14 protein-coding genes are annotated in these 19,027 nt (G+C 62.5%); 1 reads left to right on the top strand and 13 read right to left on the bottom strand.

Annotated features, from left to right (window positions below; genetic code table 11):
* Positions 1-217: 217 nt before the first annotated feature.
* The 11 genes from rpoD to GT495_RS05310 form a co-directional block, all read right to left on the bottom strand.
* The gene (gene rpoD, locus GT495_RS05260) at positions 218-1,567 is read right to left on the bottom strand and encodes an RNA polymerase sigma factor RpoD (protein ID WP_117798136.1); all 1,350 of its coding nucleotides are present in this window, start codon (positions 1,565-1,567) and stop codon (positions 218-220) included.
* Between the two features lie 110 nt (positions 1,568-1,677).
* Positions 1,678-3,807, bottom strand: coding sequence for a DNA primase (dnaG, locus tag GT495_RS05265; RefSeq protein ID WP_161162024.1), 2,130 nt, complete (start codon positions 3,805-3,807; stop codon positions 1,678-1,680).
* Positions 3,800-4,807 (bottom strand): riboflavin biosynthesis protein RibF, encoded by a 1,008-nt coding sequence (gene ribF, locus GT495_RS05270; protein WP_161162025.1) that lies wholly within the window; start codon positions 4,805-4,807, stop codon positions 3,800-3,802. The genes dnaG and ribF overlap by 8 nt, the downstream gene beginning before the upstream one ends.
* Entirely contained in the window at positions 4,804-5,736 is a 933-nt protein-coding gene (truB, locus tag GT495_RS05275; protein ID WP_161162026.1) for a tRNA pseudouridine(55) synthase TruB, read from the bottom strand. Before truB ends, ribF begins: the two co-directional genes overlap by 4 nt.
* 15 nt (positions 5,737-5,751) lie before the next feature.
* Complete coding sequence (locus GT495_RS05280; protein ID WP_161162027.1) at positions 5,752-6,795, bottom strand: bifunctional oligoribonuclease/PAP phosphatase NrnA; 1,044 nt, start codon at positions 6,793-6,795, stop codon at positions 5,752-5,754.
* The gene (rbfA, locus tag GT495_RS05285) at positions 6,788-7,198 is read right to left on the bottom strand and encodes a 30S ribosome-binding factor RbfA (RefSeq protein WP_117647311.1); all 411 of its coding nucleotides are present in this window, start codon (positions 7,196-7,198) and stop codon (positions 6,788-6,790) included. Before rbfA ends, GT495_RS05280 begins: the two co-directional genes overlap by 8 nt.
* 11 nt (positions 7,199-7,209) lie before the next feature.
* Complete coding sequence (gene infB, locus GT495_RS05290) at positions 7,210-9,921, bottom strand: translation initiation factor IF-2 (protein ID WP_161162028.1); 2,712 nt, start codon at positions 9,919-9,921, stop codon at positions 7,210-7,212.
* A gap of 91 nt (positions 9,922-10,012) precedes the next feature.
* Positions 10,013-11,260, bottom strand: a complete 1,248-nt coding sequence (gene nusA / locus GT495_RS05295) for a transcription termination factor NusA (protein WP_152074583.1) — start codon at positions 11,258-11,260, stop codon at positions 10,013-10,015.
* Between the two features lies 1 nt (position 11,261).
* Positions 11,262-11,756 carry a ribosome maturation factor RimP gene (gene rimP, locus GT495_RS05300; RefSeq protein WP_161162029.1) on the bottom strand — a complete coding sequence of 165 codons (495 nt, stop codon included), beginning with the start codon at positions 11,754-11,756 and terminating at the stop codon, positions 11,262-11,264.
* Positions 11,757-12,015: 259 nt separating this feature from the next.
* Positions 12,016-14,592, bottom strand: coding sequence for a leucine--tRNA ligase (gene leuS, locus GT495_RS05305; protein ID WP_161162030.1), 2,577 nt, complete (start codon positions 14,590-14,592; stop codon positions 12,016-12,018).
* A gap of 260 nt (positions 14,593-14,852) precedes the next feature.
* Complete coding sequence (locus tag GT495_RS05310) at positions 14,853-16,364, bottom strand: IMP dehydrogenase (protein WP_161162031.1); 1,512 nt, start codon at positions 16,362-16,364, stop codon at positions 14,853-14,855.
* 193 nt (positions 16,365-16,557) lie between these two features.
* On the opposite strand from GT495_RS05310, the gene GT495_RS05315 reads away from it, so the two are divergent.
* Positions 16,558-16,947 (top strand): winged helix-turn-helix domain-containing protein, encoded by a 390-nt coding sequence (locus GT495_RS05315; protein WP_161162032.1) that lies wholly within the window; start codon positions 16,558-16,560, stop codon positions 16,945-16,947.
* Positions 16,948-17,266: 319 nt separating this feature from the next.
* Here the strand turns inward: GT495_RS05315 and GT495_RS05320 are convergent, their stop codons facing one another.
* The gene (locus GT495_RS05320) at positions 17,267-18,259 is read right to left on the bottom strand and encodes a PLP-dependent transferase (protein WP_161162033.1); all 993 of its coding nucleotides are present in this window, start codon (positions 18,257-18,259) and stop codon (positions 17,267-17,269) included.
* A 101-nt stretch (positions 18,260-18,360) separates the two neighbouring features.
* Positions 18,361-19,026 carry a DUF4956 domain-containing protein gene (locus GT495_RS05325; RefSeq protein WP_161162034.1) on the bottom strand — a complete coding sequence of 222 codons (666 nt, stop codon included), beginning with the start codon at positions 19,024-19,026 and terminating at the stop codon, positions 18,361-18,363.
* Position 19,027: the final 1 nt, after the last annotated feature.

The following is a 19,027-nucleotide window of genomic DNA, read 5'->3' on the forward strand; positions in this document are numbered from 1 at the left end:
GGGGCCGCGGGGGCGTTCGGCTAACTGCGGGAACGGCCTATTTGCTCAATGTGTTCGGCTGAGATCGGAAATCAACCACCTAGTCATTGGGGACGTTCTTAAACGACCAGTCATTCAAGAACGTCCCCAACGACTAGGACTGTCCCCAAATGCCGGCAGAAAAGGAACGTCCCTAACTGCCGGAACGGAAACGCCGTACTAAGACTCAACGTAACTACTAAGACTCAATATAGTCCTTCAGCTTGCTCGAGCGGCTCGGGTGGCGGAGCTTGGCCAGGGTCTTGGACTCGATCTGGCGGATGCGCTCGCGCGTGACGCCAAACTCGCGACCGACTTCCTCGAGCGTGCGGGGATGTCCATCGACAAGACCGAAGCGCAGCTCGATAACCTTGCGCTCGCGATCGGCAAGCGAGTCGAGCACCTGGGTGAGCTGCTCCTGCAGCATGGAGAAGCTGGCGGCATCGGGCGGAACGATAGCCTGGGAGTCCTCGATAAAGTCGCCCAGCTGGGAATCCTCTTCCTCGCCGATGGGGGTCTCGAGCGACACGGGCTCCTGCGAAATCTTCTGGATCTCGCGGACGCGGTCGGCACTCATGTCCATCTCGGCACCGATCTCCTCGGGGGTCGGGTCGCGACCCAGGTCTTGAAGGAGCTGGCGCTGCACGCGGACGAGCTTGTTGATGGTCTCGACCATGTGCACGGGGATACGGATGGTACGGGCCTGGTCGGCGATGGCACGCGTAATGGCCTGACGGATCCACCACGTGGCGTACGTGGAGAACTTGAAGCCCTTCTGGTAGTCGAACTTCTCGACGGCGCGAATCAGGCCGAGGTTGCCCTCCTGGATCAGGTCCAAGAACAGCATGCCGCGACCAACATAGCGCTTGGCGATGGAGACGACCAGACGCAGGTTGGCGCTGATGAGTGCCTGCTTGGCTTCGAGGCCCACGTTCTCAATGCGCGTAAGACGACGCATCTCGGCACGCGTGAGCTCGAGCTCGCCTGCCTCGGCGGCCTCGAGCTTCTCGGTGGCCTCGAGACCGGCCTCGATCTTCATGGCCAGATCGACCTCTTCGGAGGCGGTCAGCAGGTCGACCTTGCCGATCTCCTTGAGGTACATACGGACCGGATCGCCGGTCAGCATCACCGTGGAGGCATCGATGCCACGCACGCGCGAGCGTGAACGGGACGTGCGCACGGTGCGCTTCTTCTTGCTCTTGGAAGAACCCATCTCGGCGTCGGCCTGACGGGCCATCTTGAGCTCGTGATCATCGAGCGAGCCGGAATCGTGCTCGTCGTCATCATCGAAATCGTCGGTATCGGTATCATTATCGTCATCGTCGACGTCCATGGGGGCGTCGTCGTTACCGCTCGCGGAGATAATCTGGATGCCGCTGTTGCGCAGCGCGGAATACACCGCGGTGAGCTGCTCGTCAGAAACATCGATATCCTTCAGGGCGACCTGAATCTCGTCCTCGGTTACCGAAGTCCTGTTTGAGCCGTTGCCCATGAGCTTTGCAACGTAGGATTCCAGCCCAGTACCCGTGCTCTCAGTCTTTTTTGGCACAGATTCTCCCTTCATAGTCCACAGGACTCAATACTTTAGCACACACATGGACGTCTATACCCAAAAAGAGGACTGGATATAGGCGAGAATACGCTGGTTGACCACAACATCTAGGCCTGCTCGGCGCCCGCCGTCTCCAAACCAATCAAATTGAACGGATCAGCCACACCACCGATCGACTTTTGAAGCTCACGTTGGCGCTGAGAATCTTGCATCGCCTGCATCGTCAGCACGCGGCGCGCTTCATCGTCGAGCGACCGGTCCTGACGCAGCTTGGCCTGTGCGGCGCGCATGCGGCGCTTGATGGTATAGAGCTCGAGGGTGTCGAGCATAAAAACGATGTTCGTCTCGGTAGGATGCTTGCTCGTCGACGAAATTCGACCGGCGCTGACAAGCGACGCTGCCTCGGGACACACCGCGCGCGCCGCATCCATGCACGCCGCGGGGTCGGTGCCCGGCGGCGTCGCCAACACGGCCCATGCGATGGACTCGTGGCGCGGATCCACCCACTCGATCGAGCAGATGCGGTCGGCATACGTGCGGAACAGGTCGGGATAGCTCGTGAGCATCGTCAGCAGCTCGCGCTCCCCTGCCAGGGATTTCCGCTCCAGATCGGTCAAAACAATCGGCATCGACGGAGCAGCCGTCGCGCCTGAACTATCGGCAGCGGGCGCAGCGCTTTCCATCCCCGCTGGAACATCGATTGGCGGCAGATCCTCGTCGACCTCCACCGGCGCGGCCCCATAGGCATCAAGCGGAACGTAGTCGTACGGGTCCTCCTCGACCGGTGCGGACACCGGCGGCGTCGCACCCGCGGCCCAGGCACCACGGACGGCACTGCGCGCACCGGCCGCACCACCGCCCGAGCTTCGTCCCTGCGAACCGCCCGCGCGCTCAGCTTGCGCGCGTTGACGCTCGTAGCTCTGCTCACGCCGGCGCTCGGCGTCCTCGCGCTTGGCGACATCGCGAAACACACGGCCCGAGCTCGCGCGCACGGTCTCCAAGTCCAAACCCAACAGGTCGGCAATCTGGATAAAGTACGTATCGATCATGTAGCTATCGCGTAGCGGATAGATGAGCGTCAGCGCATCCTCGAGCGCCTTGGCGCGGCCGCCCGGCGTAGTAATGTCGCTCGACTCTTGCAGCGACCGGTACACAAAGTCCATGAGGGGCTCGGCCGCGTCAATGCGCGCCTGCAGCGCCTCGCCACCATGCGCCGTGATGAACTCCATGGGATCGTTGCCGTCGGGCAGCACCACGCAGCGCAGGTCCATCGAATCCTGCTCGATAAACTGAATCGCGCGGCGCGCGGCCTTTTGACCGGCGGCGTCGCCATCGAACATATACACGATGCGCTTGGCAAAACGGGTGAGTGTCTTAACGTGATGTTCCGTCAGCGCCGTGCCCAGCGTGGCGACGACGTTTTTGATCCCCGCCTCCCAGCAGGCGATGCAGTCGGTATAGCCCTCCACCACAATGGCGGTATCCTGCGCGACGATAAACTCCTTGGCCCAGTTAAAGCCGTAGAGGTTTCGCTTTTTATGAAACACGCTCGTCTCGGCGGTGTTAAGGTACTTCGGCTGACCATCGCCCATGATGCGCCCGCCAAAGGCAATGTTATGACCCTGCTCATCGAAAATGGGAAACATCACGCGGTCGTAAAAGCGGTCCGCGAGCTGTCCGCGCCCGCGGCTCACGGCCACATTGGCGTCAATCATCTCCTGTGGGGTAAAGCCCGCCTGCGACAGATGCGATACCAGCGCGTTGCGACCCGGCGCAAAGCCCAGGCAGTAGCGGCGACAGACGTCGCCGCCCATACCGCGGCTGGCAAAGTACTCGCGCGGACGGCTGTCCTTACCGCGCATGAGCATGGTGTGGTAGAACTGAGCCGTCTCGGCGCACAGGTCATAGATGCGGGCACGCTTGGTGCCGCGATCGCGCTGTGCACCGGTATCGTGCAGTTCAATGCCCGCACGATCAGCCAAATAGCGGATCGACTCGGGAAAACTCAGGTTCTCGCGCTTCATGATATAGGTGAAGACGTCGCCGCCCTCACCGCAGCCAAAGCAGTGCCACACCTGCGTGGCGGGGATAATGTGAAACGACGGGGTCTTTTCGCCATGGAAGGGGCAGCAACCCCAAAACTCATGGCCACGGGGCTTGAGCTCAACCGTTTCCTGCACGATGGCAACTAGGTCGGACGCCGCGCGCACCTGGTCTTTCTCCTCATCGCTAATCACGGATGCTCACCCCCTGCTCACCCAAGTTGTGACGAATATCCTCGATATTACCCTCGACGGTCGCGATTAGCTCGTCCAGCGAATCGAACACGCGAGACGGACGTAGCCAGCGCGTAAACGCCAGCGACACCGAGGCGCCATACAGGTCGCCCGCATACCCGATCAAGTTGGCCTCGAGATGCGCCGAGGCGGCATCATCGGCATAGGTCGGCGGCAGGCCGACGTTGACGGCAGAAGGCCATACGGTATCGTCGACCAGCACCAGACCCTCATAGACGCCATCGGCAGGCACTTGGATGCCATCGGGCACCTGGATGTTTGCCGTGGGAAAACCCATGTCGGAGCCCTGGTGACGACCGCTGGCAACGACGCCTCGCAGCATATAGGGGCGGCCGAGCAGCTCGGCGGCAAGCTCAACATGACCCTGGCGCAGCTCCTGGCGAATACGGGTGGCACAGATCGCCTGTCCATCGACGCACAGCAACTCGTGGCCATAGACGTCAACTCCGTGCTCGGCGCCCCATACCTGCATCTCGGCAACGCCCGAGGCGCCGCCGCGTCCCAACCTAAAGTCACTGCCCACGCGAATCGAGCGGATATCGACGACGTGCGACACAAGCTTAAGAAAGCCCACGTGGTCGAGTGCCGCCACCGCAGGCGTAAAGGGAACGGCCACCACCGCATCGACCCCGGTTTGAGCCAGGGCATGCAGGCGGTCGGCCGTCGTCATCAGTTTTTGAGCGGGCGAAGGGCTCACCACGACATCCGGATCGGGATCAAAGGTGACTACGACCGCCTTGCAGCCGCGGGCGCGTGCGTCGCGAACGACCGCGTCGATCAGTCTGTGGTGCCCCCGATGCACGCCGTCGAACACGCCGATGGCGATCGACGCGGCACCCAGGCACGCGCAATCATCAAATGCAGCGGCAGAAACGGTACGGGCCTCATCCAACTCACCCGCGAAAAAGATACGCGCGAGCTCGTGAGGCGCCAGCATCATCGAACACCGCCGATCGCCTGCGGAAAGACGTGCTCCATCACAAAGCGACCGCCCTCGATACGGGCGAGTGCCTTGAGCCCGCCATCGAGTACCAACGCAAACGGCGCCTTCGACACATCGAAGCCCGCAAGCGCGCGCTCAGTAGGAATACGACGTCCGCACAGCAGATCGTCGGCAAGATCGCCCGGCAAGTCGACGCGCGTGGCACCCAGTGCAGCAATGGGATCTAAGGCAAAGCCGGCAACGGACTCGGCGGAAAGCTCCTCGACCGCATGGCAGGCACCGATGGAAACAACGCCGGAGGCTGTACGGCGCAGGGCGGAAATATGCGCGGCACTGTCGCAGGCGCGACCCAGATCGCGAGCGAGCGCGCGAATGTAGGTGCCTTTGCTTACCGAAAACGCCACGGTCCAGACGCACGTATCGCCCTCGCCGCTCACGGCAATTAGGTCGGCGGCATAGACCTCGACGGGGCGCGGAGGCAAGGCAGGCGCATTGCCCTCGCGAGCACTCTTATAGGCGCGAACGCCATTGACCGAGATGGCCGAAAACGCAGGCGGCACCTGCAACTGCGGGCCAAGCATAGCGGCCAGCTGCTCACGGGCGTAAGCGAGATCGCGCAGCTCGGGGGCAACGGGCACCGTGCGGACGGCCTCGCCCTCCGCGTCATCGGTATTGGTCTCGACGCCAAACGAAATGTCGGCGACATACCTTTTGGTATCGAGGGTCAGCATGCCCAGCAGACGGGTCGCCTGGCCCACGCCCACCACCATGACACCCGAGGCCATGGGGTCGAGCGTACCGGCATGGCCGACGCGCCGCTCATGGAGGGCGCGTCGGCACTGCGAAACCACGTCGTGGGAGGTACAGCCCACCGGTTTATCGACGGCGAGCAGCATATTCAATTGAGAAGGCGTACGACGAGCCATGTACCATCCAAAATGTTAGAGCTCGACGGTCACCGAAGCGGGATCCTCCCCTACCAGCTCGGCCAGCATGGGGAGTGCCGCGGTGAGCGTCTCGAGAATCGTTCCGTTGTTAGAGAAACCGGCGGCCGCGGGATGCCCGCCACCGCCAAAAGCAGCGGCGATCTCGGAAACATTGAGGTCGCCCTTGGAGCGCAGGTTGCCGCGTACCTTGGTATCGCCCTCAATGCCCTTCAGGAACAGGCAGACCTCCACACCCATCACCGAACGCACCACATCGACCAGGCCGTCGCACTCGTCCGAAGTGACGCCGCAGGCCTCGAGGTCGCTCTGGTACGCATAACTATATGCCACGCGACCATGCGCCACCGTCTTGATGCGGCCCATAACGATGGACTTGAGATGCAAGAACTCTAAGCGCATGCTCTGGTAGACCTCGAGCGCAACGCGCGCCGGATCGGCACCGTGCGCGACCAGGCGCGAGGCGGCATGGAACGCAGCGGCATCGGCGTTTTGGTACTGAAAACGACCGGTATCGGTCACTAGGCCGCACAGCAGGCAGGTCGCGACACTATCGCGCGCCACAATGCCACAATTATCCAAAAAGCGGTCGATGATCATGGCGCAGGCCGCGGCGTCGACGCACCTCAGGCTCAGCTCGGCAAATTCCTCGCGCGCCGGATGGTGATCGAAGCACACCACATGCGACGAGCGGCGGAGCACCTCGGCGGAGTTGTTCAGACGCTCGACGACCGGCACGTCCACCGAGATAAACAGGTTCGGATTGCCGGCATACGCAGATGCGGGCATCAGGCGGTCGGCGCCCTCCATAAAGCGGTAGATGCGCGGAACCGGATCATCGTCTGCAAGCAGCAGGGCAATGTCCTTGTTGGGATAGAACTTCATAAGCGAGAGGCCCAGGCCCAGTACGGAGCCCAGGGCGTCGCCATCGGGAGACGTATGTCCCGAAATCGCAATGGAGGACGCACCCTCGATGAGCTCGAGGATGTGTCGCTGAATATCTGCAGACTCGCACGATGCGAGGTCGGCGGAATTACTCATCTAAAGCTGCCTCCTGGGCGGCATCCGCTATTGGATAGCCGTCCTCGTCCTTTTCGATCGCAAGCGTGGCGGGAACGTTTTCCAGCGCGCGCGTGATGCGCTCGGCCTCATCGGTCGAGCGATCGATGCGAAAATCGAGCTCGGGCGTAACACGCCAATCGAGCGAGCGGGCCAACAGGCTACGGATGCGGCCCTTGGCGCTGGCGAGCGCCTCCATGACCTCGTCGTAGCGGCTCGCATCGCACGAAACGTACACGCGCGCGAACGAACGGTCCACCGCGACCTCGACCGCGGTCAGGGTGACCAGGTCGAGGCGCGGATCGGAAACCTCAAAGAGCAGGATATAACCGAGCTTCTCGCGAAGCTGCTCGCCCAGACGGCGGGTTGCCTGCGTTTGCTTCATAGCGCTACCCCCTACTCGGTACGGGCAACCTGGTCGATGCGGTAGCCCTCAATGGTGTCTCCAGGCTTGATGTCCTGGAAGTTCTCCAGGCCAATGCCGCCCTCGGAGCCGCTCTTGAGGCTCTTGGCCTCGTCCTTGTAGTGGCGCATCGAGGCAATGTTACCGTTGAAGACTACGATGCCGTCGCGCACCAGGCGCACGGAATCGGTCGCGGCAATCTCGCCCTCTTCGACCCGGACACCGGCGGCGATACCGACTTTGGGCACCTTGAAGGTGTCCAGGACGGTCGCGGAACCCGTGGAGACCTCGACCTCGGTGGGCTTGAGCATGCCGATGCGGGCAGCGTCGAGCTCCTCGAGGCACTTGTAGATGACGTCGTAGCAACGGATCTCGACGCCTTCGCGCTCGGCGGCGGAGCGGGCCTTGCCGTCGGGACGCACACCAAAGCCGATGATGATGGCGTTGGAGGCGTCGGCCAGGACGACGTCGGTCTCGTTGATGGCGCCGACCGCGGAGTGAATCGTGTTGATGCGCACCTCGGACTGATCCATCTTGTCGAGGGAGTCCTGAAGGGCCTCGATGGAGCCCTGGACGTCGGCCTTGATGATCAGGTTGAGCTCCTTGACCTCGGCGTCGGCGATGGTCTCGAAGAGGTTCTCGAGCGTCACGTGTTTCACGCGGCTCTGCTCCTCGATACGGGCCTTGAGCGAACGCTCGTCGGCCAGCGCACGTGCCTCGCGCTCGTCCTCGAACACGCGGAACTCATCGCCGGCGTTGGGGACGGACTGCAGGCCCAGGATCTCGACGGCGTCGGAGGGACCGGCCTCGGTAACGGCGTGGCCCTTGGGGTCGAGCATGGCACGGACACGGCCATAGGTGAGGCCTGCAACCAGCGTGTCACCCACGTGCAGGGTACCGCGGGTCACGAGCACCGTGGCAACCGAACCGCGGCCCTTGTCGAGCTTGGCCTCGAGGACGTTACCGGAGGCAAAGGTGTCGGGGTTGGCCTTGAGCTCGAGCACGTCGGCCTGGAGCAGCACGGTCTCGAGCAGGTCGTCGATACCGATCTTCTGCTTGGCCGAGATGTTGACGAACATGTTCTGTCCGCCCCACTCCTCGGGGATGATGCCGTACTCGGTGAGCTCCTGGCGCACGCGGTCGGGGTTGGCACCCGGCTTATCGATCTTGTTGACGGCGACGACGATGGGAACGCCGGCGGCCTTGGCGTGGTTGATCGACTCGATGGTCTGGGGCATGACGCCGTCATCGGCAGCCACGATCAGGATGACGATATCGGTCACCTTGGCGCCGCGGGCACGCATGGCCGTAAAGGTCGCGTGACCGGGGGTATCGATGAAGGTGATCTTGCGGTCGTTGATCATGACCTGCGAAGCGCCGATGGCCTGCGTGATGCCGCCCGCCTCGCCGGCAGCGACGCCGGTGTGACGGATGGCGTCGAGCAGGCTCGTCTTGCCGTGGTCGACGTGACCCATGACGGTGACGACCGGGGCGCGCGGCTTAAGGTCGGCGGGATCGTCGTAGAACGAGAAGGTGTTCTCCTCCTCGGGGGTGATGATCTTGATCTGACGGCCCAGGTCGTCGGCAACGAGCTCGACGAGGTCGTCGGACATGGACTGCGTCATGGTGAGCGGCGTGCCCAGCAGGAACAGGCGCTTGATGATGTCGTTAGCCGGAACATCGAGCGCCTCGGCGAGCTCCTGGACCGTAACGCCCTGGGAGACCTTGATGGCATCGAGTTCCTCGGGGTTCACGCCCTGGGCCAATGCCTCCTCAATCTTGCGCTCTTCCTGAGCCTTTGCCGCCTCGCGCTCGCGCTTCTCCTTGCGCTTCTTGCGGCGACCGGTGGACTCGCGAGAGGCCTCCTCGACGGCGGCGCGGGCCTCCTCGAGCACCTTCTCGCGACTGTACTCCTCGGCCTCGCGAGCCATGCGGCTGTAGTGGTCCTCTTCGTTGTTGTGACCACCTTTACGCTTCTTGCCCTTACCCTGCTTATCGGGGTTGGGGAAGTCCATGCCGGCAGCGATGTTGTTGCTGGCGTTGGTGCGATGGCTGTGCGGACGACTCTCGGAGGCGTTGCGCTCGGAATTGTTATCGGCGGCGTTGCGGTCATTACGACGGCCACCGCGACGGTCGTTATTGCCGCGACGGTTACCGCGCTCGGAGGAGCGCTCGGCCTTGGCCTTGTTCTCGGCGTCCTTCTTCTCCTTGAGCACGGTCTCCTGTGCGGCGATCTGGTCGAGCAGCGAACGGAAGCGCGAACCGGAGTCGGAAGCGGGAACGGCGCGGCGCTGGGCCTCGCGGGCAGCCTCCTCCTTCTCGCGGGCAAGGCGCTCCTGCTCGGCCTTCTTCTTGGCCTCGGCCTCGGCGCGGGCGGCCTCCTCGGCAGCCTGGGCTGCGGCAAACTGGCGGCGCTCCTCCTCGCGTGCCTTCTCGGCGGCGATGCGCTCGCGCTCGGCCTCGGCAGCGCGCGCTGCCTCCTCGGCGGCGGCTGCCTCCTCCTCGGCCTGCTTGGCGGCCTCGACTTCCTGGGCGCGGGCCTCGATCACCGGGGCGAGCTGCTTGCGGACCATGGCGACGTAGGCGTCCTCCAGGGCGGAGGAAGCGGACTTAGCGGGAATCTTCATTTCGGCGAGATGACCCATCAGTTCCTTGGAGGTCATGCCGAACTCTTTGGCCAGGGTGGACACACGGACTTTTGCCATATGACTTCACCTACCCTTTCTGGCACCTAGGGTGCCTAGAGACTGAACGAGCGTGGGAGATGCACCGGGACCCGCCCGGCGCGACCGCGCGCTAGATCAGGTCCTCCGCATCATCGAAGGCGTCGGTGTCGTGGACACCGCAGAAACGGGAGCCGGGGCGGGCCTGGTTGCGGCACTGGACGCCGTCCTCGGACACGTACTCGCAGCGACGGACGTCGTCGTCTTCCTCGTCACCGATCAGGTCGGCGGCGGGCTCCTCGTGAACCGGGACGTTCTTGAGGATGTCGGCGGCAAGGGTCTCGGACTTGATGTCGATGTGCCAGCCGGTCAGGCGAGCGGCGAGGCGGGCGTTCTGGCCCTCCTTGCCGATGGCGAGGGACAGCTGGTCGTCGGGCACGATGACGCCGGCGTAGGCCTTCTCCTCGTCGATGAGGACGCGGGTGACCTTGGCCGGCGACAGGGCGTTGGCAACGTAGACGGCCGGGTCGGCATCCCACAGGATGACGTCGACGCGCTCGCCACGGAGCTCTCCCACAACGGCGCGAACACGGCTGCCCTTGGGGCCGACGCAGGCGCCCACGGGATCCAGGCGGTCGTCGAGCGAGTGGACGGCGACCTTGGAGCGCTGGCCGGGCTCGCGGGCGATCGACTTGATCTGGACGGTGCCCTCATAGATCTCGGGCACCTCCTGCTCAAACAGACGACGCATGAGCTCGGGGTGGGTACGGGAGATGACAATCGGCGGACGGCTGTGCTCGCCGCGAACCGGCTGCAGGTTGGAGTTGGGGTCGCGGACGTCGATGATCACGGCCTTGATGTGCTGGTTGTGCAGATAGCGCTCGCCCATCGGACGCTCGTTGCGCTCGTTCTCGTAACGGCGCTGGTCAAAATGCGGCAGCTCGGCCTCGACGCCATCACGGATCTTGACGATGGTGAAGTCGGGCGTGGACTGCAGTACGGTACCGCTGATGAGGTCACCGATGCGGCCGGAGAACTCCTCGTAGATCTGCTCGCGGGCGGAGTTGCGAACGATGGCGTTGATCTCGGCCTTGGCGTGCTGGGCGGCGATGCGGCTCGTGTTCTTGGGGGTGACGTCGATCTCCTCGAACTCGGTGAAGTTGCCCTCTTCGTCCATGGAATCGTCGATCGGCTCCAGGCGGTAAACGTAAATCTTACCGGTGGTGCGGTCGATGGTCACCTTGGCGCCCCACTCAAGATGCAGGATCTCGGCATAGCTCTTGGCGAGCGACTGCTCCAGGCGGTCGATCAGATAGAGCTGGTCGATGTGCTTATCCTGGCAAAGCTCCATCAGGGCGGACATCATGTCGGATGCTGCCATGTTACTTTCCTTCCTTCGCGGGCTTGAAGTCGTAGGTGGGCTTCAACTTGCACTTTTTAACATCACAGAAATCGAGGGTGATGGACTCGCCGTCCTCGAGCTCGAGGGTCACGTCGGTCTCGGTCGCGGCGGCAATCTTGCCGGTATACTTGCGACGGCCCTCGGTGGCGGTGGAGGAAAGCTCGCAGTCCTCGCCCACAAAGCGGGCGAAGTCGCGCGGGCGGCGCAGCGGGCGCGCCATGCCCGGGCTCGACACCTCGAGCGTATAGCTCGAAGAGATGGGGTCAAGCTCCTCGATCACGTCGCCGACCCACTTGGTATTGGCCGTGACGTCGTTGAGCGACAGGCTCTGACCCTCGGCACCCTCGATACGCACGCGCACGCAGGGGGCCTTGGTGGCGCCCACGAGCTCCACGTCGACAATGTCGACATCGTGCTGGGGAGCGACGGCCTCGAGCGCGTCGATAATCGCCTGCTCGGTCTTGGTCTTGACCATTGCGGCACCTCCATCCATACAAAAAAGAAGCGGGGCCGAAACCCCACTTCTTTCAATTACAACTTCATTTGCAAGCAAACTATACCAATACCTGCACAAACGTGCAAGCGATACGGAAATTCGCAGGTCAGCGTGCCCACAGCATCTCCACAAGAATAGAACAATTGACCGCAGGCACCCAGGAGGGCAAGTGAGAAACGAGGGGCGACCCGAGCGGAATCGCCCCTCGTCTTTCGTGCGTCAACTATGCGCGCGGCATCTACTTGACGACAAGGTTGACCAGCTTGCCGGGCACGCAGATGGCCTTGACGACCGTCTTGCCCTCGAGCCACTTGGCAACGGCTTCCTCGGCGGCAGCCTGCATCTCCTCGTTGGAGGCATCGCGGGCGACATCGATGCGGCCACGGACCTTACCGAGCACCTGGACGACGATCTGCACGGTGTCCTCGATGGACTCGGCCAGGTCGAACTCGGGCCAGGCGGCGGTATAGGCGTTGCCCTCGCAGCCGAGTGCCTCGTGCCACAGCTCGTCGGCCCAAAACGGGCAGATGGGCGCCAGGACGCTCACGATGTCCTTGGCCACGCCGTAGCACAGCGCCTTGTCGCGGTCGGCATCCTCGGTGGCGTTGAGGTAGGCGCTCGCCGCGTTGACGAGTTCCATGACGGCCGAGATGGCGGTGTTGAACTGGCCACGGTCGAAGTCCTCGGTGCACTTGGCGATGGTGCGGTGACGCTCGCGATAGAGCTTCATCGCAACCTCGTCGAGGATGGTCTTGTCGAAGGCCACGCCGGCGTCACCCGACTGGACGAGCTGCCATACGATACGCCAGGCACGCTTGATAAAGCGGTTGGCACCCTCGACGGCCTTGGGATCCCAGTCGAAGTCCTTCTCGGGCGGGGCGATAAACAGGATCGCCAGACGCATGGTGTCGGCGCCGTAGGGCTCGATGACCGAGCTCGGGGGCACGACGTTGCCCTTGGACTTGGACATGGTGTCGCCGTTCTCGTCCTTGACCATGCCCTGGCACAGCAGGTTGGTAAAGGGCTCGTCCACGCTCAGCAGGCCCAGGTCGCGCAGCGCCTTGGTAAAGAAGCGGCTGTAGAGCAGGTGCAAAATGGCGTGCTCGATACCGCCGATGTAGTTATCGACAGGCATCCAGCGGTCTGCCGCCTCGCGGGAGAAGGGCAGCTCGGTGTTGTGCGGGTCGGTATAGCGCAGGTAATACCAGCTGGAGCAGGTGAAGGTGTCCATGGTATCGGTCTCGCGCTTGGCCGGGCGGCCGCAGACCGGGCAGGTGGTCTCGTAGAAGTCCTGGCACTCGGCGAGAGTCTCGCCGGCGCCCAGATCCAGGTTCTCGGGCAGCGTCACCGGCAGCTGATCTTCGGGAACGGGCACAATGCCGCAGTGCTCGCAGTGGATGGCCGGGATGGGGTTACCCCAATAGCGCTGGCGGCTGATGAGCCAGTCGCGCAGGCGGAACTCGACCTTGCGACGACCGCAGCCCATGGTCTCGAGGTCGGCCACGATGGCGGCCTCGCCCTCGGAGTGCTTACCGCCATGCATGCCGGTGTACTTGCCGGACTGGACGAGCGTGCCCTCGGCAGCGTGGGCGCAATCCCAGTCGACAGTCTCGGCATGGAAGGTATCGATGGTCTCTCCGCTCGCCTCGACGGCAGCGCGATCATCATCGTCAAGGATGATCGGAACGATCGGCAGGCCGTACTTGCGGGCAAACTCAAAGTCGCGCTGGTCGCCGCAGGGAACGGCCATGACGGCGCCGGTGCCGTAGTCGGCAACGACATAATCGGCAACCCACACGGGGACCTTCTCACCGTTGACGGGGTTCACCACGTAGCGGCCGGTAAAGGCACCGTGCTTCTCGAGGGTGCCCTGGGCACGCTCGACGGCAGAGATATGCTTGGAGTCCTCGACGATCTTAGTGACGGCCTCCTCGTACTCCGTGCCCTCGACGAGCTCGTGCAGACGAGCGTACTCGGGAGCCAGGACAAAGAAGGAGACGCCAAAGAGGGTATCGGCACGCGTGGTGAAGACGGTGATCTTGCCCTCGTCGCCCTCGATGGGCTCGCCATCCTTGTCGCACAGGGTAAAGTCGACTTCGGCGCCCTCGGAGCGGCCGATCCAGTTGGCCTGCATCTGCTTGACGCGCTCGGGCCAGCCGGGAAGCTTCTCCAGGTCGTCGAGCAGCTCCTGGGAGTACTCGGTGATCTTGAAGTACCACTGCTCAAGGTCGCGCTTCTCGGGCTCGGTGCCGCAGCGCCAGCACTTGCCCTCGGTGACCTGCTCGTTGGCCAGAACAGTCTTGCAGGTAGGGCACCAGTTGACCGGGTTCTTTTTGCGGTAGACCAGGCCCTTTTCCCACATCTTCTCAAAGATCCACTGGCCCCAACGGTAGTAGTTGGGACTGCAGGTCTTAACCATGCGATCCAGATCGTAGGAGAAGCCCATGCGCCTCATCGTGGCAAGCGCCTGATCCATGTTCTTATACGTCCAGGCGGCAGCCTGCGTGTTGTGCTTGATGGCGGCGTTCTCGGCGGGCAGGCCAAAGGCATCGAACCCGATGGGGTGCAGCACGTCGTAGCCGCGCATGCGGGCCTGACGGGCCATGGCGTCGCCGATGGTGTAGTTGCGCGCATGGCCCATGTGAAGGTCGCCCGACGGATACGGAAACATCTCGAGCACGTACTTCTTGGGCTTGCTGTCGTCGGTGTCGACCGCAAAGAGGTCGGAGTCCTCCCAGGCCTTCATCCACTTGGACTCAATGGCCTGCGCGTCGTAGGCAGGGATCTCGTCCTTATGATCTGTGCAATCGCACATATCAGCTCCTTTAATCTTAGCTGGGGTCGGTCGGTTTGGCTTTGTTCGCTACTGCGGACAGTCCTGCGCAAGACGAAGAGCACATTAAGTGCTCTTCTTTGCGTGCGGAACTTGTAGCGAACAAAGCCAAACCGACCGACCCTAAGGTTAACTTGACTGATGATAGCAAATACGACAAGCGAGATGCCTGCGACTTGCAGGCATCTCGCTTTATCTAAATAACGTGGTTGATGCTCAGCCTTTGATATGCAGCTCTAACCTTATCGATAGGAAACGCTCTGCTGGGAGTCTTTCACGACGACATCGTGGGCGCCGCCTTCGACGATGGAGGTGGAGCTAACCAGCGTTAGGCGTGCCTTTTCCTGGAGCTCGGGAATCGAGAGGGCACCGCAGTTGCACATCGTGGACTTAACCTTGTAAAGCGTGCCGCCCACGCCGTCCTTGAGGGAGCCGGCGTACGGGACGTAGGAATCGACGCCCTCGACGAAGCTGAGCTTCGCGGCGCCGCCCAGGTCGTAGCGCTGCCAGTTGCGGGCACGCGCGGAACCCTCGCCCCAGTACTCCTTCATGTACTGGCCGTTGACGTTGACGCGCTCGGTCGGGCTCTCGTCAAAGCGGGCGAAGTAACGGCCCAGCATCATAAAGTCGGCACCCATGGCAAGGGCGAGCGTCATGTGGTAGTCGTAGACGATACCGCCGTCGGAGCACACGGGCACGTAGACGCCGGTCTCCTCGTAGTACTCGTCGCGAGCGCGGCAGACGTCGATCAGCGCGGTGGCCTGGCCACGGCCGATGCCCTTGGTCTCGCGGGTGATGCAGATGGAACCGCCGCCGATACCGACCTTGATGAAGTCGGCACCGCTGTCGGCCAGGAAGCGAAAGCCCTCGGCGTCGACGACGTTACCGGCGCCGACCTTGACGTCCTCGCCGTAGTTGGCGCGGATCCACTCGATGGTGCGCTTCTGCCACTCGCTGAAGCCCTCGGAAGAGTCGATGCACAGGACGTCGGCACCGGCCTCGATGAGCAGCGGCACGCGCTCGGCATAGTCGCGGGTGTTGATGCCGGCACCGACCATGTAGCGCTTATCGCCATCGAGCAGCTCGTTGGGGTTGGTCTTGTGGCTGTCGTAGTCCTTGCGGAAGACGATGCCCATGAGGTGATCGTTGTCGTCGACGATGGGCAGGGCGTTGAGCTTGTTGTCCCAGATGACGTCGTTGGCAACCTTGAGGCTGATGTTCTTGTCGCCCACGATGAGCTGCTCACGCGGGGTCATAAACTCGGAGACCTTCTTCTGGTGGTCATCGCGGCTGGGGCGATAGTCACGGCTGGTGACGATACCCAGGAGCTTGCCCTTGGGAGTGCCGTCGTCGGTGACCGGCATGGTGGAGTGACCGGTCTTATCCTTGAGCTCGATGACCTGTTCCATGGACATATCGGGGGTCAGCGTGGAATCGGACTGAACGAAGCCGGCCTTGTGATCCTTGACGGCCTTGACCATGGCGGCCTCGGACTCGGGGGTCTGGGAACCATAGATAAAGGACAGGCCACCCTCAGTAGCGAGCGCGACACCCATGTCGACGCCCGAGACGGACTGCATGATGGCGGAAACCATGGGGATGTTCAGGGTGATTGCCGGCTTCTCACCGCGCTTGAAGCGGGTTAGCGGCGTCTTGAGAGAGACGTTGTTGGGGATGCACTGCGAGGACGAGTAACCAGGGACCAGCAGATACTCCGAAAACGTGTGGGACTCACCGGGAAAGAACGTAGCCATGTTTCTCCTTTTTCCATGCGACCGGTCGGCTGCAGGCCTCGTAGGACCCAGCCCAACCTTGGGCGCCCAATACTGGGCAAGTATCTTAACGTACTTTGACTGCTACAATGCATGATTTAAGAAGAGCACACGAGGGTTTGACGCAGGCTTTGCGTTTGCCCAGCAAACACTTTAGCGGGGAGACGTGAGGCACATGGAGTACAAGACGACGGCGAAGCTCGTCATTCAAGCGTGCGACAAAGATCTGCCGGGCGTGTTCGGCCATGGTTGCGTTTTGTTGCTGCAAGGCATCGCCCGCGAGCACTCGCTCAACCGTGCCGCCAAGAGCATGGGCATGGCCTATTCCAAAGCGTGGCGTATTGTAAACGAGGCCGAAGGACAGCTGGGCTGCAAGCTCATCGAGCGCGACGGCGCCCGCGGATCCACGCTCACGCCGGCCGGCAAGCGCGCCATAGCGGCCTACGAGGAGCTGCAGGCAGAGATCAACCAAGTAATTGCAACAAGGGCCAGCGACCTCATCGCCAGCATCAACGCAAAGAAGACTATCTGGGCCGATCATTGGTCCGCCGCACTAACGAATTAATACGCGCGCCATACAATGCGCCCATTTACTACGTTTAGTTGAACGCCCTCGACCACCCCGGATTTCGTGAAAACAAAACCGCTGGTAGACGGCTTGCCATTTTTCAAAGATGGCGGGGATGGTTGACCCCAAGGGGTTTAACGTAGTAGATAGGCCGTTTTCGTGGCACGTGCCCCGATAAGACAATATGGAAAGTACCCCATTCAGCGCTTTGAGTAGTCAATTTGGGACGGGGCTATTTTAGCTACCCCTGTCGTTAATCGACCAAACCGTTCGCACTACCTGCCAAGGTAGCTAAAATAGCCCCGTCCCAAATTGACTACTTGCGGAGAACGGTGTCTAGGGTGGCAGCCACCTGCAGGGGATCATCAGTGCCGGCGAAGAGGCGGATGGTGCTTGCCTGCTTGCCGCGTGGGGCCGAAAGGCGCGTTGTTGCGCCGCCGGCGGGCGATGTGCGAAATTCGTCCGGCAGCATGCTGAAGAATTCGCCCGCGCTGCAGTCCATCAGGTCAAACTCTACTGCCGGGCCAAAACCGTGCTCCAGGATGCCGGTCGCGATGGCATGGTCGGGATGCGAGGTCAGCCCGGGATAGCGCACGCTGCGCACCATCTCGTTGGCAGCAAGATACTCGGCCAGCGCACGGGCGCGATCGAAGTGCGCCTGCATGCGAGTGTCGATCGTGTCGAGCCCGTGCTCTAGGACCTCGACCTCATCGGAGGACAAGTCGAGCGCAGCCAATCCGCGCCCTTCGAGCAGGGCATGCGCGCACTCGGCAGCAGCGTCCACGCGATGGCGCTTGAGCTGCGAGCGTGCGACCGACGCCGCCACAAGCTTGCGCGGCGCGTCACCGGCGCACACGCGATCGAGCGCCCCGAGCGACAGTACGGCACCCAAACGCAGGGGATCGCAGCCAAAGATGGAATCCACCGTGTTATCAACGACGAGCAGCGCATGGACAACGCGAGCCGCGCGGCCCAGAGCGCGAAGGTCGGGCACACGCAGGCCAAAGCCACCGATTGAGTTCACAAACCACCACAGGTGCGGTCCTTCGGCATCAAACGAAGCATCAAAGCCCTCGGACGCGGCAGTAAACGCCGCAGCCGACGGCTCCCCCACCAGCACAACATCGCAGTCATCAAAACCGCAAGCAAACGCTTCGGTAAAGTCATCCGCAAAGGCCACCAGGCGGTCACCGGGACGCACGATACCCAGCAGCGACAGAGCCGCCGGCACATGCGGGGCCGCAACAAGACGCGCCTCACGCGCACCAGCCCTTGCAGCCCAGTCCTCCTCTAACTGTTGCACGTCCACGCGACACCGCCCCTTAAATAAAACTGAACCAAATTAGCCCATCCTGGAAGAGCCCGCGCAGCGGCGAGCGTTCCGGCGTTCGTTAGAACGCCGGAACCAAGTTAGCCGTGGTACTCGCCGTTGTACTGGATAAGCGTCAGGTCTTCCACGCCGTCGAGCGCACGGATGGCGTCGGCATAGGGCATATCTACGCCGTCCGAGAACACCTCCACGGCCATCTCGACCTTGTCGCCGCGCATAGTCTTGGACTTGACGGTGAACTTAGTGCGCCCAAAGGCGCGCACGATGTCGTCGCCGGTAGCCTGGCCCGTGTAGTGGATGACCATCATGTACACGCGCGCCTTGTCCTGGTGGCTCGCAAAGCCGGCAATCATCACCACGATGACAACCGCCGCCAGCGCCACGAGCGCGTACATGCCGGCACCCGCCGTAATGCCCGTGGTAATGGCCCAAAACAGATACAGCAGGTCGAGCGGGTCCTTGACCGCCGTACGGTAACGCACGATGGACAGAGCACCGACCATACCAAGTGAGATGACCACGTTGGTCGAGATCGCAAGCGTCACCATACACGTAAGCACGCACATGCCCACAAGTGTCACGGCAAAGCTGCGCGAGTACACCACACCGGTAAAGAAGCGCTTGTATACACAGTAGATCAGGATGCCCATGACGAGCGCCACGAGCAGCGAAAGACCGATCTTGGCAGGATCGACCTGGCCAAACGCCTCCAAGACGGAGTTCTTAAAAAAGTCCTTGGTGCTCATG

Origin of the sequence: Collinsella sp. BIOML-A6, assembly GCF_009875845.1 — a bacterium.
Classification (GTDB): Bacteria; Actinomycetota; Coriobacteriia; order Coriobacteriales; family Coriobacteriaceae; genus Collinsella; species Collinsella aerofaciens_H.